Below are 14,696 nucleotides of genomic sequence, written 5' to 3' on the forward strand. Positions count from 1 at the left end.
CCGCAACAAAAGGAAACACCATGAAACTGCAGCTCGCCATGGACGTACTGACCGTCGAAGATGCCCTCGAGCTCTCCGGAAAGGTCGCCGAGTACGTCGACATCATTGAACTGGGCACCCCGCTGGTCAAGAACGCCGGACTCTCGGCCGTCACCGCCATCAAGGAAGCCCACCCCGACAAGATCGTTTTCGCCGACCTCAAGACCATGGACGCCGGCGAACTGGAAGCCGACATCGCGTTCAAGGCCGGCGCCGACCTCGTGACGGTGCTCGGCGTCGCCGACGATTCCACCATTGCCGGAGCCATCAAGGCCGGCAAGGCCCACGGCAAGGGCGTTGTAGTGGACCTCATCGGCGTCGATGACAAGGCGGCCCGCGCCAAGGAGGTCACCGACCTCGGTGCCGAGTTCGTGGAGTTCCACGCCGGACTCGATGAGCAGGCCCAGGACGGTTATGACCTCAACACCCTGCTGACCGCAGGCAAGGAAGCCGGCGTGGCCTTCTCCGTCGCCGGCGGAGTGAAGCTCGCGACCGTGGCCGACGTGCAGGCCTCGGGTGCCGATGTCGCCGTCGTCGGCGGCGGAATCTACAGCGCCGATGACCCCGCCCTGGCTGCCAAGGAACTGCGCGCCGCCATCGGCTAACGCGCTGATCTCTCTCCGGCCCGGCTGGAGAGACTACGGAAGGCCGGCCCCTCGGGGCCGGCCTTCCGCCGCTTCCGGGGCGTTGCGGATCGCGGGAGGCATCCGCGGTCTCCGGTTGCTGCCCGTCGTACTTCGCGATCTGGTACTTCACGACGCCGAGAAGACGGCCGTGGTCATGGGTCCCGCCTTGGAAGACCCGGATAGTGTCGACTGAAACATGCCGCAATTCGGCAGAGTCCCCCGCATGTTCGCATTTTTAGGAGTATCCAAAACCTACTGTCGACACTATGCTAAGTTTGTGAGCAACATCACGTCTGCATACTCGTTTGTTGCGTCCACAACGAAGTGGTTGGCGGCCGCAGTGTCAACGCCAAAACCATGGGCCGTCCGCGGCCGACTCCTAGGGAGGAAGACATTGGGAATCTTCACAGCAATCCGCCCGGCAAGTAAGCAGGGACACCGGACACTATCTATCGTGGCGAGCGTAAGTGCGGTTGGCTTGCTTGCCGCCTGCGGCGGCTCCGGATCCACTTCGGCAGGTGGCCCCGACCAGGACGTCACTATCTCAGCCTCCGCCCCCTACGGCCCGGACCACATCTTTACCAAAGCCATGGTCGCCTTCGGTGATGCCACCACCGATGCGTCCAACGGCAGCATGGAGTTCGAGTGGAACTACGGCGACTCCGTGGTCAAACAACCCGAACTCGCAGCTGCCCTTTCCGACGGCATCATGGACGTAGGGTTTGTCGGTCCGGCGTTCACTCCCGCAGACTTCCCGGTCGACGGCTGGGCATCCCGGCTCGGCATCGGAGGTGACACCCGTCCAGTGGTGGGTGTCCTTGCTTCCGCCGGCGCCATGATTGAATTCGGCCTCACAGAACCGGGCCTTGCCGCCGAGCAGGAAGAGTTCGGCCTGCACCCGGTCATTCCGCGCTTTCAACACTTCGATAACTATCAACTGCTTTGCAATAAACCCGTAGACAGTCTGGAAGCAGCAGCGGGCAAACGGGTAAGGGTCGGAGGAGCGGCCTACGCCGCTGAAGCGGAGAATCTCGGCATGGTCCCGGTTTCCCTGAGCGGCGCAGAAATCTACGAGGGTTTTGAACGCGGCATCGTGGACTGCTTCATGGGAGGCGAGGTGGATATGCTCGGCCTGGGTCTCTCGGACATCGGAAAGAACTACACCTCAGTCAACCTGCCCGGCTGGAACAGCGTCTCCGTCGACGCCGGAGGAATGTTCTACGAGGATCTCTCCGAAAGCCAGAAGAGCGCCATGAACGCCGGCATCCCGGCCTTCCTGGAGGAAATGTTCGGCGGCTACATCAAGCAACAGCACCAGTTCTTCAGCGAAGGTGCAAAGGACGGCATCGCGTTCCACGAGGCTGATACCGACATGCAGAAGAAAATCGACAAGCACCACGAAAGCGTGCTGGCCGATTTGAAGGCTACCGCACCGGAAGGTGTCGAGGACCCGGCGGCAACGGTCGAGCGTTTCACGGAGCTGCAGGCCAAGTGGGTCAAGATCGTCGAAGACCTGGGCTACGACCAGGGTGTGGAGACCAAAGCCGAATGGGTTGAAAAGTACCCCGAACTGCCCGAAATCGACCTTGCTCCCTGGATCGAGGCGTTGAACGAAGAGGTTCTGGCCGAGTACCGGCCCACGTCCTGAAAATCTCCTGAGGAATAGGTAGGGCAACGTAATGGCTAAAGGTACGGGAACGGGAGCGTTGGAGACGACGACTCTTCGGTTGACCCAGGCCCTGACGGTCCTAGCGGGCATCGCGGCGCTCGGGCTGGCGGCACACATGGTGGTGGACGTCTGCCTGCGGTTCTTTGCCAACGCACCCATTGAAGGCACCATCGAGTATGTCACGTACTGGTGGATGCCGGTGATGGTCTTCTGCGCAATGGCAATCACGCAGCGCCGAGGCGAGCATATCGACCTGCCCATGCTGTATGAGCGGCTTCCGCACAGGATGCGGGCGATGGCTACCGCGCTCGTCAACACCGCGACTCTCGTGTTTGTCGGGCTCATCGGGTGGTACGGGGTGGAAAACGCCTTGGCGCAAACGGCCGTCGGAGAATTCACCTCCGCCACAAACACCCTGGTCTGGCCAACCCGCTGGATCGTACCGGTCGGCATCGCGGTCCTGGTGTTGCAGCTCATTGTCGAAATAAAGCACGCGGTGCAGGCAGCACGCGGAAAGGAAATCCTGACCTCCCAGGAAGAGGTGAACAACGGTGACCTCCCAGCTTTCTAATGACGTCTCCGTTTCCCGGCCCGCAGGCATCGGGCGGAAAACGAAGCAACCGGTCAGCAGTATTTCCAGCGTCGCTTATTTGGCCCTCCTGGGCTTGGCTGTCCTGCTTGTCATCGGAATTTTCACCCTGGACGGCCGGGAGCTGAAGGCCAGCCTGGCTATTATCCTCATGCTGGACCTCCTCATCCTGAAGTTTCCCATTGCCGTAGCCATGGGAGCCTCGGGCATACTCGGGGTGTGGGCCATCAGCGGACAGCGTGCCGTGATCCGCACCTTGATGGACGTTCCGTACGGTACCGCGGCCAGTTGGTCCATGAGCGTGTTGCCGATGTTCATTCTTCTCGGCATGATCCTGTGGCGTTCCGGCGCCACCGCCAAGGTCTTCAACGCCGCGCGGGCGTGGCTTGGCTGGCTGCCCGCCGGCCAGGCGATTACCACTAACCTCGCGGGAGCAGGTCTGGCCGCCGCCAGCGGATCCACCATCGGCATCACCTACGCACTGGGCCGGATCGGCATTCCGGAGATGCTCCGCTCCGGCTACGACCGCCGCCTCGCCGTCGGGTCCGTCATCACCGCAGGCCTTCCCGGACAGCTCATTCCGCCGAGTCTGCTTATGGTCGTGTACGCAGGAATTGTCAACGCTCCGGTGGGCCAGGCGTTGCTGGCCGGTATCGTGCCCGGGCTAATGGTGGCTGCCGTCAGCATCATCATGATCGTGCTTTTGGCTGTTTTTGCAAAGGGCATGGTTCCGCGCGGCGCCAATGCCTCCCCCAAGACGAGCTGGGATGAACGGTGGCGGACGCTCACGCAGGTTGCACCCCTGCCGTTGCTGATCGTCATCGTCATGGGCGGCATGTACGCGGGATTCTTCACCGCGACCGAAGGGGCTGCCTTTGGTGTGCTGGGTGCGTTGCTCATCGCGCTGCTGTCCCTGGGCTGGAAGCGGTTCATCACCTCGGTCAGGGAGTCCGTCGTCGCCACTGTTGCGGCCACCGGCGCGATCTTCCTGGTCCTGATCGGGGCCGGGTTGCTCAACCGGCTGATGTCCATGAGCGGCATTGCCAACTGGTTCGCCGGAGTTGTTCAGGACGCCGAACTGGGCGCGGTCACCTTCACCCTGCTCTGCCTCCTGGTCTTCCTGATCCTGGGCATGTTTATCGAGCCCATGAGCATGATGCTGCTGAGTATCCCCATCCTCATGCCCACGTTGCTGGATCTTGAGATCAACCTTCTCTGGTTCGGCGTCCTGACAGTGCTGATGGCGGAACTGGGAGGCATTACCCCGCCCGTGGGCGTTCTCAGCTTTGTCCTTTACAAGCTGGTCCAGGACCCGGATGTGAACCAAGGCCAGAAGATCAGGCTTTCGGACATCTTCATAGCCGGTGCATTTGCATTGCCTGTCGTCGGTTTTGTGGTTCTGATGCTGTTCCTGTTCCCCGAACTTGTGACGTGGCTGGTTGACTCCGCCAGCGTTAAGGGCTGACCGCCGGTACTTAGTGCGCGGTTGCACGCTTCGGCGGGCAGGACAGTGTCCTGCCCCCCGAAGGCGTCTCCGGGTGGTCCGTGATCATAAGGGTGAAAGTTCGGCACGGCAGAAAAATCCCGGCGGGCATTGGCTGCCCGGCGGGATCCGCCCCGTCGCCCAGTGCCGGCCTCGATGGGGATAAGGTCTGGTGCCGACGCCGGCAAACCGGCGCTGCCCGCCGCTTCTCCCCGATCCCCCGACGCGCAGGATTCACGGGCACCCATTCGGCCCGGGTCCACGTAGAGAACCCCGGCCAGCCTCTGGCGCATCCCTACCGGTTTGGAGAGGGATACACCGGGGCTGCCGGGGTGGGTGCGTCACCAGCATCGCTGAGACTATAGCGGCCCGCGTCAGTCCAGGCGCGCCACCTGGGGATCCCTGTGGGGGGCGAAGAGGATCAGCACCCCACCCAGCAGGACAGGCACGACGCCGGCGATGAAGGCCGTGCGGGTCCATGCCTCTCCGCTGGACAACAGTGTGGTGACGATGAGCCCGGCGAGGATATTGCCGATCATTCCGCTGGCCGTGATGATGCTCGTTGCAGTGGCACGGATGGTTGAGGGGAAGCTCTCCCCCGTGAAGAACATCAGGGCCGAGAACGGGCCGATGAGGAAGAACAGGCCCACGCTGTAGAGCGCTACAACGGGAACAAAGTCGCCCTGGGGCAGCATCAGCATGGCTCCGTAGGATACCGAGGCCATGATCCAACCCAGCGCAATGGTATTGCGGCGGCCGATCCGGTCGCCTAACCAGCCGTGGAAGAGGTAGCCAAGGAAGGCCATCCCGTTGGAGATCAGCAGGATGAGGAGGGCATTGGTGAAGTTGATGCTCATGCCGGTTTCAGAGGTCAGCAACGACGTGGCCAGAATCTGGAAGACCAGGGCGCCCATGCCGTTCAGGAGGTAGGCGGGACCGATCGTCAGCATGGGGCGCAGGGATTCTCCCCGGAAGACCTCCATCACGGAGGTCCGCTCAATTTCTTGGACCTCGATGCCGAACTCGGCTGCCAAGGCCTTGGCCTCCTCGGTACGCCCGGCGTTTTGAAGCTTTTGAATCTGCTGGCGGGCGGCGAACTGCGGGCTTTCCTTCAGTTTCCGGGCGGCCCACGTAATGAAGACGGCCGGCACGGCAGCGACCACGAAGCACAGCTCCCAGCCACCGATCGGGAGCAGCAGGGCCACCGATCCTGCAGCGACCGCTGCGCCCACCGGCCAGCCGGACTGCACCAGTGAGTATGTCAGTCCGCGGCGGCGCAGCTGTGCGGGTGTGGCCGCGGTAGTGGCGTACACCTCGGAGAGGTACGTGGCATTGACGGCCATCTCCGCATAGCCCAGTCCGGCAACGGTCCGGATGAGCACCAGGGCCACCAGTCCGAGTCCGGCGAACAGGCCGAAGATCAGCCCCGTGGTGGCGGTCAACAGGGAGGCGACGGCGGCTCCGGCCACTGCGATGATCAGCCCCTTGCGGCGACCTACCCGGTCAACAACGCGGCCTAGGAAGTAGGCCACCACAGCCGTCCCGGCGGTGATCCATGTGTTGATGCCCGTGGCCCCCGATTCGTCGAGCCCGAAGTCCGCTGCGATAACGGGCAGCAGGTTGCCGAACAGGATGAAGTCATAGACGGCTCCCGCCCACGCGAAGAAGCACAGCCAGTTGGAAAAGCGGACGTCCCGCGGTGAGAACTTTGGTACGAGGTGGGCTCCGATGTCGGAAAATCCCTGCCAAGACCGACTCCTAGAGTCGACACTTAGTGTCACAGTAGTAACAGACTCTTCAGCTCCGGTCCCTTCCGGCGGTCGATCCGACGGTCTCTCTATTCGCCCGGAAGTATCTTTGGACACGCCCCAACTCCTTTGTATGCGTGACATGGATCGGAGCCTGGGATATAAGTGCGAGTGCTCCAAATCGCGGTGAGAACAGCACTATATGCACAGATGTGTCGACACATCTACTATTCGCACAATGTTTTCGAGAAGCGGGAGCCGGACTTTTTCAGGAAGCGGAGCGGACCGGTGCCGGTAGGAGGGTCCGGAACATTACGCCGGCCACGGCGACAAAGCTGCAGCTGATGAGGATCGTCGCGGTGGTCCCGATACCGTCCACGAGGGCCCCAAGGAGGAAGGGGCCGACGCCAAACCCGAGGTCCACGAAGAGGAAGTACCAGACGAACGCCGTGCCGGACTGCTGACGCGGCAGCAGCCCCATGGCGATGGTCTGTCCGGCGGGGAGGAGACTGCCGTAACCGATGCCCAGCAGGGCGGCTCCCAGAAACAGGACGGGAGGCGACGGTGCGGTCGCCACCAGGACGAGGGCCACGGCGTACAAGGCTGCCGAAGGATAGAAGACCGACGCCGGACCACGCCGGTCGATGATCTTCCCGGTCAGGAGGCGCACGAGGATAACCGCCGAGGCGTAGACGAGGAAAAAAGATCCGGCCAGGGCACCGAGCCCCAGGGCAGTAGTGTGGACGTCCATGAAGGCCGCGACGCCGGCATACGCTATCGACTGGAAAAAGGCGATCAGGCCAATCGGCAGGATACGACGCAGAGTCTCCAGCAGGGGCGGAGCTGCGGCCGGTGTAGGACCCGGTTCTTCCGGTGACCGCTGCGGGCCGGGTGCCGTGTTCTCCGGCCGGTGCGCACCTCGCACGCGCAGGAGCAACCCTCCTGCCAGGGCAGCCGCGAGGACAGTGGCAACTGCAACGAAGAGCGCCGAATAGCCGCCGTGAGCCACGGCATGCAGTCCGGCGAACGGCCCCAGCGCAGTCCCCAACGTGGCAGCGGTGCCAAAGTAGCCGACGCCCTCTCCTCGTCGCGCGAGGGGTAGGACGGACTGTGCGATTGATCCAACGGCCGAATGGGCCAGGCCGAAGCCGGCCCCATGAAGGAACCGCACCAGAAGCAGCACCCACAGAGGTTCGGCCGCGAGGTACAGCAGGGAAAACAGAAAGGAGAGCGGGGCACCGATGACGAACAGACGCATGGCCCCGACGCGTCCGAGGAGAACGGTCGAGAGCAAGCGGCAGGCCAATGCCCCCAGAACGAAGATGGACGCGGCCAGCCCCGCCGTGGTGCCGTCCGCACCGAACCTGCCGATGGCATAGACCGCCGTCGTGGTCATCAACATGTAGAACACGAGGTTGAACAGGAAGTTGACGACGACGGCGGTCAGGAAGGTCACCGACCACAGGGGCGGGCCATTGAGCGCTCGACCCAAGCGCTCTTCAGTGCCCCGTCCGGGGCGGACCCGTCTGGGTGTGCTCACCGGGTAACCTTCTGCGGGTCAGTGTTTCTTCGGGGTCAGCCGGATCGGGACGTACTCGTGTCCGAAGGCCTGGTAGTTCAAGGCGCGACGGGGCTCGCCCACCAGCTCAATGGTTTCAACCCGCTCCAGCAATGCGCGCAGCAGCGTGCGCGCCTCAAGGCGGGCGATGAGGTTGCCGGCGCAGGTATGGATGCCGAATCCAAAAGACAGATGGCCGTTGGACATGTCCCGGTCAATTCTGAATTCGTCCGGGTCCTGGAACTGCCGCCCGTCGCGGCCGGCTCCCAACCACATGGTGAGAATCTTGCCGCCCTCGGGGATGCGGATGCCGCCCAGCACAACCTCTTTCTTGGCGATCCGGCCCCCGTAACGGGAGGCGGGATAGAAGCGGATGGCTTCCTCCCAGGCATTCTCCACAAGGTCCGGATTCGCTTTCAGCTTCTCCCATTCCCCCGGGTTGTCTGCAAAGGCGCGGAACATCGACGCGATCGAGGCTGTAGTGGTGTCGAAGCCGGCGGAGAAGATGGACTTCAGAATCTGCTGGGCGACCTCCCCGGAGAGCTTTTCCTCATCTGCCATCTTGTAGAGGTCGGCGCCGATGCTGCCTTCCTCCTGAAGCTCGCGGTCGGTGTTGGTCTCGATCCAGTCCTGTGCCTCGGCTGCCCGGGCCAGCTTGGCCTTCTGGAAGTCGTTGGCGGGTCCGAAGACGTTGAAGACGCCGTCACCGAAGGCGAGCAGGGCTTCCCTGCCCTCCTCCGGCAGTCCCAGGACATCGGGGAATACCTTGAGGACGTATCGTACGGAGAGGTCACGGAAGCCGTCGATCTCGGCCGGGCCGTCCGCGAGGATCTCGTCGATCATCTTTTCGGCCTGTTCCTTGAAGTACGGTTCGAACTTCTTCAGGTTGTCGCCGGACAGCACTGCCATGGCGGCGTTTTTGGAGATCGTATGGGTGGGCGGGTCCTCAAGCACCAGGACGGTGGGGCGGAACGGGTTGGGTGTGTAGAAGGGGCGGTCCGCGGAGCCGATCCTGCGCCAATCCCGCAGAGCCTTCTGCAGTTCCGCGAAACGCGTGATGGCGTAGTAGTCGTACTTCTCCACGTAGACAACCGGCGCGAGTTCGCGGGCCAGGCCGTCATAGTGGTGCGGATCGTTGAGTGCCTCCATGGAGAAGGGATCGCCGTCGAAGACGGGCGCGTCCCGGACCTCATCGCTTACGTGTGCAGTCATGGTGCTGTCCTTTGGTAGTGCCGGGTCTTCCCCGGCGGGGTGTGGGAGAGGGATGCTGTTCGGGTGTAGCTTCAGGCTCCGGCCGTCCGCGGGGCCGGCGGGGTTCCGGTTTCCATCCAGGCAAGCCGGGTCCTTACCCCCTGGACGGCGATGTCCGGGTGAGTGAGGATGAAGAATCGGTTTTCGCGGATGGACTCGGCCACCATGTCGGCGACTTCCGCAGGCTCCATTCCGGCCTCGGCGGTCTTCCGGGCCAGGTTCTCGATAACCTTTCGGCGCTCCGGGTCTGTGGACACCGTCACCGAGTCCGGCTTGTTCCGCTCCGCCTCGGTCATCCTGGTCTTCACCGGCCCCGGTGCCAGGACAGAGACCCCCACCGTGGAGCCATGCGAACGCAGCTCGATCTCCAACGATTCGGAGAAACCCAGGACGGCGAATTTGGAGGCGCAGTAGGGGGCCATCGTCGGGGTGCCGGTGGCGAACGCGGCCACGGACGCGGTGTTCACGATGTGTGCTTCGGGGCGTTGTTCCAGCAGCGGCAGGAAGATCCGGCATCCGTTGAGTACTCCGAAAAAGTTGACATCCATGACCCACCGCCAAGCCTGCTCAGTGACGTCAATGATCGGACCGCCCGTCTCGACCCCCGCGTTGTTGCACAAGATGTCGACCCCTCCGAAGGCTTCGACGGTTTTGTCCGCCAGCTGCTGCAGGCTCTCTGTGGAACTGACGTCCGTTCGTACCCCCAAGACCCTTTCGCCGGTTGGGTCCATGTCCCGCACCGCCGTGTCCAGCGCGGACTGTTCAATGTCGGCGATGACCACCTTTGCCCCGTCCGTCAGGAAGCGCCGTGCCATGGCAAGGCCCATGCCGCTGGCGCCGCCGGTGACCACGGCAACCTTGCCGCTGAAGTCCCTGATGCCGGGCATGCCTAGATGTCCAGTTCCAGCCGGGGACCCCGGCAACGGGAGACACAGATCATCATGGTTTCATTCGCCTGCCGCTCCTCTTCCGAGAGGACCGAATCACGGTGGTCGACCTCGCCGGAGAGCACCGGGGTTTCGCACGTCCCGCAGGTACCTTCCCGGCAGGAAAAGATGACCGGCTCGCCGGCCTCCTCGAGGACCTGCAGGATGCCTTTGTCCGCAGGCACCTCATAGGTTTTCTCCGACAGCGACAGATGCACCGTGAACGGGGCATCTGAGTGGGTGATGGTGTCATTCATGGTCGTGGCCTTTCCAATAATTGCGGCGGTTCAGGATAGGTTGAAGAGACGGATGGCGTTGTCCTTGAGGATGAGCGGGCGCACCGCGTCCTTGAAGGGAGCCTCGGCGAATTCCGTCAGCCACCGGTCGGGGGTCAGCAGCGGGAAGTCGCTGCCGAAGAGCACCTTGTCCTTGATCAGCGAGTTCGCGTGCTGGACGAGCTTGGGGTCGAAGTACTTCGGGGACCAGCCGGACAGATCGATGTACACGTTCTGCTTATGGCGGGCGACCGCAAGTGCCTCGTCCTGCCAGGGGAAAGACGGGTGCGCAAGAATGATCTTCAGATCGGGGAGGTCCACGGCGATGTCGTCGTAGTACATGGGGTTGGAGTACTTCAACCGGACCCCGCCGCCCCCGGGCGAGGTACGCCCGATTCCGGTCTGGCCCGTGTGGAACAGGGCTACCTTGCCGCGCTCGGCAATGACCTCGTAGAGCCTGTACGCCACCGGGTCGTCCGGTGCGAAGCCCTGCACACTCGGATGGAACTTGAAGCCCTGGATCCCGTGGTTGTCCATAAGGTCGATGGCTTCGGCAATTCCGGCCTTGCCGCGGTATGGATCGATGCTGGCGAAAGGGATGAAGACGTCGTCATGCTCCCGGGCCGCTTCGGCTACTTCGTAGTTCGGGACGGGCTTGTCCCCCATGTAGCGCTCGGAGTCCACACCGAACAGGACCGCCATGATCCTGCGGCTACGGTAGTACTCTGCCGTGCCGGCGATATTGATGTTGATCAGATCCGTCTTCCACCGCTTGGCCTGATCGGCCTTGGTGGCGTTGCCTGTCTCGTCATCGCCGTGGTCGTGGCTGCTGTTCAGTGCGTGGGCGTGGACATCGATGGCCACCACGTCATCCAGCGCAAGTCGTTCAGTCGTCATGTCAGTCAATCCTTTGTGCCAGGCCAGCTGTTGCGGGCCGGTCGTCTGTTTTTGTTGCGGGGGCCGATGCAGCCAGGAGGGCTGCTACGGGTGTGCTGCCGGTACCCGCCAGCCGTGCCAGTGCGGCGGCGCGGCCGCCTCCCAGCACGGGGCCCGCCAGGCTGGTGAATTTGTCCATGAGGGTCCCGCGAAGTACCTCAAGGTCCTCAACTGGTCGTCCCCGGTCCACCCGGTGAACCACCGTCTGTCCGGAAGACAACTGTGCTTCCAGGACAATGCGTGCCTCATTGCCCGCCAGCTCCTGCGCGTACTGCAGGGTGATGCGGGAGAGCAGGGACCGGTACGCGCCGCCGGTCAGCACATCCGGGCGATACGTGGACTCGTCCGCCATGTCATGGCCGCCGAGGGCCAGCGCCGTCGTGGCGTGCAGGCTGAACTTTGCGTCCAGCCCTGTCCGTGGATCCGCAATGGCGCACACATCCCGAAGTTTCGGGCTCACCGTCAGCGTGACCGCCTCAACCTCCTCCGGCGGGATGCCCGCAGCCCGCAGCCGCAGTGCTGCGTCCACGGAGGCCTGGGTCATGAAGCAGGACGCATAAGTCTTGTAGAGCATGCCTTCAATCGCCCACGCGGTGGCCGGAACCTCCACGGAGGAGGGATTGCCGCCGTGAATGGCAATGAACCCCTTCGGCCCAAGCATGCCCTGGCCGTCCGAATGTGCCCCGGCGGCCGCCATTCGCCCCGCCAGGGCCCCTGCCTGGGCGGCGTTCGCCGCGTGCAGGGGTTTACCGGCGGTTCCGAACAACTCGCGCAGTCCGCTGGCTTGGGTGGCGGCCAGGTCCAGTGCGGTAACCCACTGGTCCCGGCTCAAACCCAGCAGGTGGGCCACGCCGGCCGCAGCGGCAAGTGTGCCGACGGTGCCGGTGCCGTGCCAGCCGTCGTCGTAATGACCCGGCATGACGTACCTCGCAACCCAGGCACCGATTTCGACGCCGGCAGCCAGCGCCTCGACGACGTCCGCCACGGTGGCTCCAATTTCCGCTCCGAGGGTGATCATCGCCGGCAGGACCGCGGCACTTGGATGGCCGGACATGGCCGGCAGCATGTCGTCGAAATCAAGGGCATGCCCCTGTACACCGTTGAGCACCACGGCATCCCGCCATCCCACGGACAAGCCGGTGCCGATGACCGTCGCATCACCGACACCGGGCGCCAAGGCCTGGAACATCTGCCGTGCCTCCGGAGTGTTTCCTCCGGCGACAGTGCAGCCGAGCCAATCGAGAAGGCTCAATGTCCCGACCCCGCGTGCGCGACTGGACAGCCCCGCGGAGGTGACGCCGCGGGCCCGTTCCACAGCCTTGACCCAGGCTTCTCCGGGGGTTGATGCCGTGGGCTCGTGGACCATCAGAGCTTGATGCTGACGGTCTTGGTCTGCAGGTACTCGGACAGGGCGTGGGTTCCCTTCTCACGGCCGAAACCGCTGTTCTTGTACCCGCCGAAAGGTGCTTGGACTCCCCCGGCGAAGAAGTCGTTGACGGTGACCTGACCCGCCTCAATCTGCGCCGCCACACGATGGGCACGGCCCAGATCGCGGGTCCAGAGACCCGCCGTCAGCCCGTACTTGGTGTCGTTGGCGATCCGCACGGCGTCCTCTTCGGAGTCGAAGGGGATAACGCTCAGCACGGGCCCGAAGATCTCCTCCTGTGCAATGCGCATCGAGTTGTCCACCCCGGTAAAGATGGTCGGCTGGATGAACTGGCCCTGTGCCAGCTCCCCCTCGGTGGCTGCACTGCCGCCGACGACGGCGCGGGCACCTTCCGTCTTTCCGATCTCCAGGTATTCCTGGATCTTGGCGTACTGGGCGGCCGTGGTGATGGCGCCCATGGACGATCCGGAGGCAGCCGGACCGAGTTTGACCTGGCGGTTCAGGGCGACAAGGCCTTCAACCACTTCATCGTGCAGGGAGCGGTGCACCAGCAGGCGTGATCCTGCGGCGCAGACCTGGCCTGCGTTGATATTGATGGCCATCAGAGAACCTGGAATCGCGGCCTTGAGGTCGGCATCCTCGAAGATGATGTTCGGTGCCTTACCGCCGAGTTCAAGGGTCAGCGGATTGAGGTGTTCCGCAGCCGCCCGCATGATGGCCTGGCCCGTGGGCACCGATCCGGTGAAGGTGATGCGGGAAACGTGCGGATGGCTCACCAGCGCGGCACCGGTGGTGGATCCCAGACCGGTGACGACGTTGAACACCCCGGCAGGCAGTCCGGCCTCGAGGGCCAGCCGGGCCATGACGAGGGTGGAGATGGAGGTGTCCTCTGCGGGCTTGACCACGGCGGTGTTGCCGGCGGCGAGGGCCGGGGCCACACCGCGCGCCGCCTGCTGGAAGGCGGCGTTCCAGGGAACAATGTGCGCGGTGACGCCGAACGGCTCAGGACGGGTGTAGGAGATGTGGGTGCCCGGCAGGGGAATGGTTTCGCCGCCCAGCTTGTCAGCCATTCCGGCGTAGTACTCGAAGTACCGTGCCGCGGTGATGACGTCGAAGGTGGCGTCCATCCGGGACTTGCCGTTGTCCAGGCTCTCCAGGGTGACCAGCAGGTCTTGGTTCTCCAGGATCTTCCGGCTGATCGCCAGGAGGATCCTGCCCTTTTCCACGCCGGGGAGGTCGCGCCAGGCCGGGAAGACTTCACGCGAGTTGGCCACGGCCTGGTCGACGAGAGCCTGGCCGCCTTCCTGGATGACGGTCAGGACCTGGCCGTTGGCCGGATTACGGGTCTCGAAGGACGAGGCGGCCGATTCGCCGACCTCCTCGCCGTTGATAAAGGAGCCGTAGAACTCCCGTACAGCCGAATCAGTGGTGGTAGCGGTCAGCAAAGGGAGCCTCCGTCAACGGGCAGGTTGTGGCCGGTAATCATGCCGGCTTCGCGGGATACGAGGAAGAGCGCTGCGTTGGCCATGTCTTCGGGGACGGCCAGGCGTTGCATGGGGATACCGGCGATGATCTTCGGCTGGATCTCATCCTTCAGGCCGCCGGGGGTGAACACATCCTGCATGGGCGTCTGGGTAGCGACCGGGCAGATCGAGTTGACACGTACGTCCGGGGCGAACTCGATGGCCAGCGCGCGGGTGAGCTGCACGGCGGCTCCCTTGGTGGCCGAGTAGGCGGAGTTGCCCGGGCGTGCGGTCAGGCCTGACAGGGAGGCGGTGATCAGCATGGATCCCTTCTCCTTGGCCAGATGCGGCATCGCAGCTCGGGCCATGTTCCACGGGCCGTAGACATTGACGTCCTGCATGCGGCGGAACACTGCCTCGTCCGCCTCGGCAAGGGGCTGGACCTTGGTCGCCAGGCCGGCATTGGCCCACACAATGGAGAGCTTCCCGAACTCTTCGAGGGCGGCGTTGACAGCCCTTTCATTGCCCTCTAGTCCGGAGATGTCAGCGGCAACGGCAATTGCCCGGCCGCCGTTGTTCCGGATGTCCTGGGCAGTCTTCTCCGCGGCTTCGCCGTTCAGGTCAACCACCACGACGGCGGCACCTTCCTGGGCGAATCGGATCGCTCCTGCCTGGCCCATTCCCGAGCCCGCACCAGTGATCACTGCCACTTCATCCTTCAGGCGCATAGTCCTGTCCTCCCACTC

At 63.8% G+C, this 14,696-nt stretch carries 13 protein-coding genes; 4 read left to right on the plus strand and 9 right to left on the minus strand.

Annotated elements, in window-relative coordinates; translation table 11 throughout:
- Window positions 1-20 precede the first annotated feature (20 nt).
- From hxlA to AC5RT8_RS03475, 4 genes are all read left to right on the plus strand, one after another.
- Window positions 21-644 (plus strand): 3-hexulose-6-phosphate synthase, encoded by a 624-nt coding sequence (hxlA, locus tag AC5RT8_RS03460; protein WP_494094291.1) that lies wholly within the window; start codon window positions 21-23, stop codon window positions 642-644.
- Between the two features lie 475 nt (window positions 645-1,119).
- Entirely contained in the window at window positions 1,120-2,313 is a 1,194-nt protein-coding gene (locus tag AC5RT8_RS03465; protein ID WP_494094292.1) for a type 2 periplasmic-binding domain-containing protein, read from the plus strand.
- A gap of 31 nt (window positions 2,314-2,344) precedes the next feature.
- Window positions 2,345-2,905 (plus strand): TRAP transporter small permease, encoded by a 561-nt coding sequence (locus tag AC5RT8_RS03470; RefSeq protein WP_494094293.1) that lies wholly within the window; start codon window positions 2,345-2,347, stop codon window positions 2,903-2,905.
- Window positions 2,886-4,388, plus strand: a complete 1,503-nt coding sequence (locus AC5RT8_RS03475) for a TRAP transporter large permease (RefSeq protein WP_494094294.1) — start codon at window positions 2,886-2,888, stop codon at window positions 4,386-4,388. Before AC5RT8_RS03470 ends, AC5RT8_RS03475 begins: the two co-directional genes overlap by 20 nt.
- Before the next feature lie 392 nt (window positions 4,389-4,780).
- Here the strand turns inward: AC5RT8_RS03475 and AC5RT8_RS03480 are convergent, their stop codons facing one another.
- The 9 genes from AC5RT8_RS03480 to AC5RT8_RS03520 all read right to left on the minus strand — a co-directional run bounded on the left by AC5RT8_RS03480 (window position 4,781) and on the right by AC5RT8_RS03520 (window position 14,678).
- Window positions 4,781-6,187 (minus strand): MFS transporter, encoded by a 1,407-nt coding sequence (locus AC5RT8_RS03480; RefSeq protein ID WP_494094295.1) that lies wholly within the window; start codon window positions 6,185-6,187, stop codon window positions 4,781-4,783.
- Window positions 6,188-6,422: 235 nt separating this feature from the next.
- Window positions 6,423-7,694 carry an MFS transporter gene (locus AC5RT8_RS03485; RefSeq protein ID WP_494094296.1) on the minus strand — a complete coding sequence of 424 codons (1,272 nt, stop codon included), beginning with the start codon at window positions 7,692-7,694 and terminating at the stop codon, window positions 6,423-6,425.
- Window positions 7,695-7,712: 18 nt separating this feature from the next.
- On the minus strand, window positions 7,713-8,924 hold the full coding sequence (locus tag AC5RT8_RS03490; protein ID WP_494094297.1) for a cytochrome P450: 1,212 nt from the start codon (window positions 8,922-8,924) through the stop codon (window positions 7,713-7,715).
- A 71-nt stretch (window positions 8,925-8,995) separates the two neighbouring features.
- Complete coding sequence (locus AC5RT8_RS03495; protein WP_494094298.1) at window positions 8,996-9,850, minus strand: SDR family NAD(P)-dependent oxidoreductase; 855 nt, start codon at window positions 9,848-9,850, stop codon at window positions 8,996-8,998.
- Window positions 9,851-9,852: 2 nt separating this feature from the next.
- Window positions 9,853-10,146 (minus strand): 2Fe-2S iron-sulfur cluster-binding protein, encoded by a 294-nt coding sequence (locus AC5RT8_RS03500; RefSeq protein WP_494094299.1) that lies wholly within the window; start codon window positions 10,144-10,146, stop codon window positions 9,853-9,855.
- Between the two features lie 30 nt (window positions 10,147-10,176).
- Window positions 10,177-11,061 (minus strand): amidohydrolase family protein, encoded by an 885-nt coding sequence (locus tag AC5RT8_RS03505; RefSeq protein WP_494094300.1) that lies wholly within the window; start codon window positions 11,059-11,061, stop codon window positions 10,177-10,179.
- Between the two features lies 1 nt (window position 11,062).
- Window positions 11,063-12,466, minus strand: coding sequence for an MmgE/PrpD family protein (locus tag AC5RT8_RS03510; RefSeq protein ID WP_494094301.1), 1,404 nt, complete (start codon window positions 12,464-12,466; stop codon window positions 11,063-11,065).
- A complete protein-coding gene (locus AC5RT8_RS03515) occupies window positions 12,466-13,932 on the minus strand; it encodes an aldehyde dehydrogenase family protein (protein WP_494094302.1) in 1,467 nt (488 codons plus the stop codon). Before AC5RT8_RS03515 ends, AC5RT8_RS03510 begins: the two co-directional genes overlap by 1 nt.
- The gene (locus AC5RT8_RS03520; protein ID WP_494094303.1) at window positions 13,926-14,678 is read right to left on the minus strand and encodes an SDR family NAD(P)-dependent oxidoreductase; all 753 of its coding nucleotides are present in this window, start codon (window positions 14,676-14,678) and stop codon (window positions 13,926-13,928) included. Before AC5RT8_RS03520 ends, AC5RT8_RS03515 begins: the two co-directional genes overlap by 7 nt.
- Between the last annotated feature and the right edge of the window lie 18 nt (window positions 14,679-14,696).

This window comes from Arthrobacter sp. Ms25 (assembly GCF_059090365.1).

Coding starts and splice junctions, on each gene's coding strand:
- AC5RT8_RS03520 (WP_494094303.1), bottom strand. CDS start 14,678: ATGCGCCTGAAGGATGAAGTGGCAGTGATCACTGGTGCGGGCTCGGGA.
- AC5RT8_RS03470 (WP_494094293.1), top strand. CDS start 2,345: ATGGCTAAAGGTACGGGAACGGGAGCGTTGGAGACGACGACTCTTCGG.
- AC5RT8_RS03495 (WP_494094298.1), bottom strand. CDS start 9,850: ATGCCCGGCATCAGGGACTTCAGCGGCAAGGTTGCCGTGGTCACCGGC.
- AC5RT8_RS03505 (WP_494094300.1), bottom strand. CDS start 11,061: ATGACGACTGAACGACTTGCGCTGGATGACGTGGTGGCCATCGATGTC.
- AC5RT8_RS03490 (WP_494094297.1), bottom strand. CDS start 8,924: ATGACTGCACACGTAAGCGATGAGGTCCGGGACGCGCCCGTCTTCGAC.
- hxlA (WP_494094291.1), top strand. CDS start 21: ATGAAACTGCAGCTCGCCATGGACGTACTGACCGTCGAAGATGCCCTC.
- AC5RT8_RS03510 (WP_494094301.1), bottom strand. CDS start 12,466: ATGGTCCACGAGCCCACGGCATCAACCCCCGGAGAAGCCTGGGTCAAG.
- AC5RT8_RS03500 (WP_494094299.1), bottom strand. CDS start 10,146: ATGAATGACACCATCACCCACTCAGATGCCCCGTTCACGGTGCATCTG.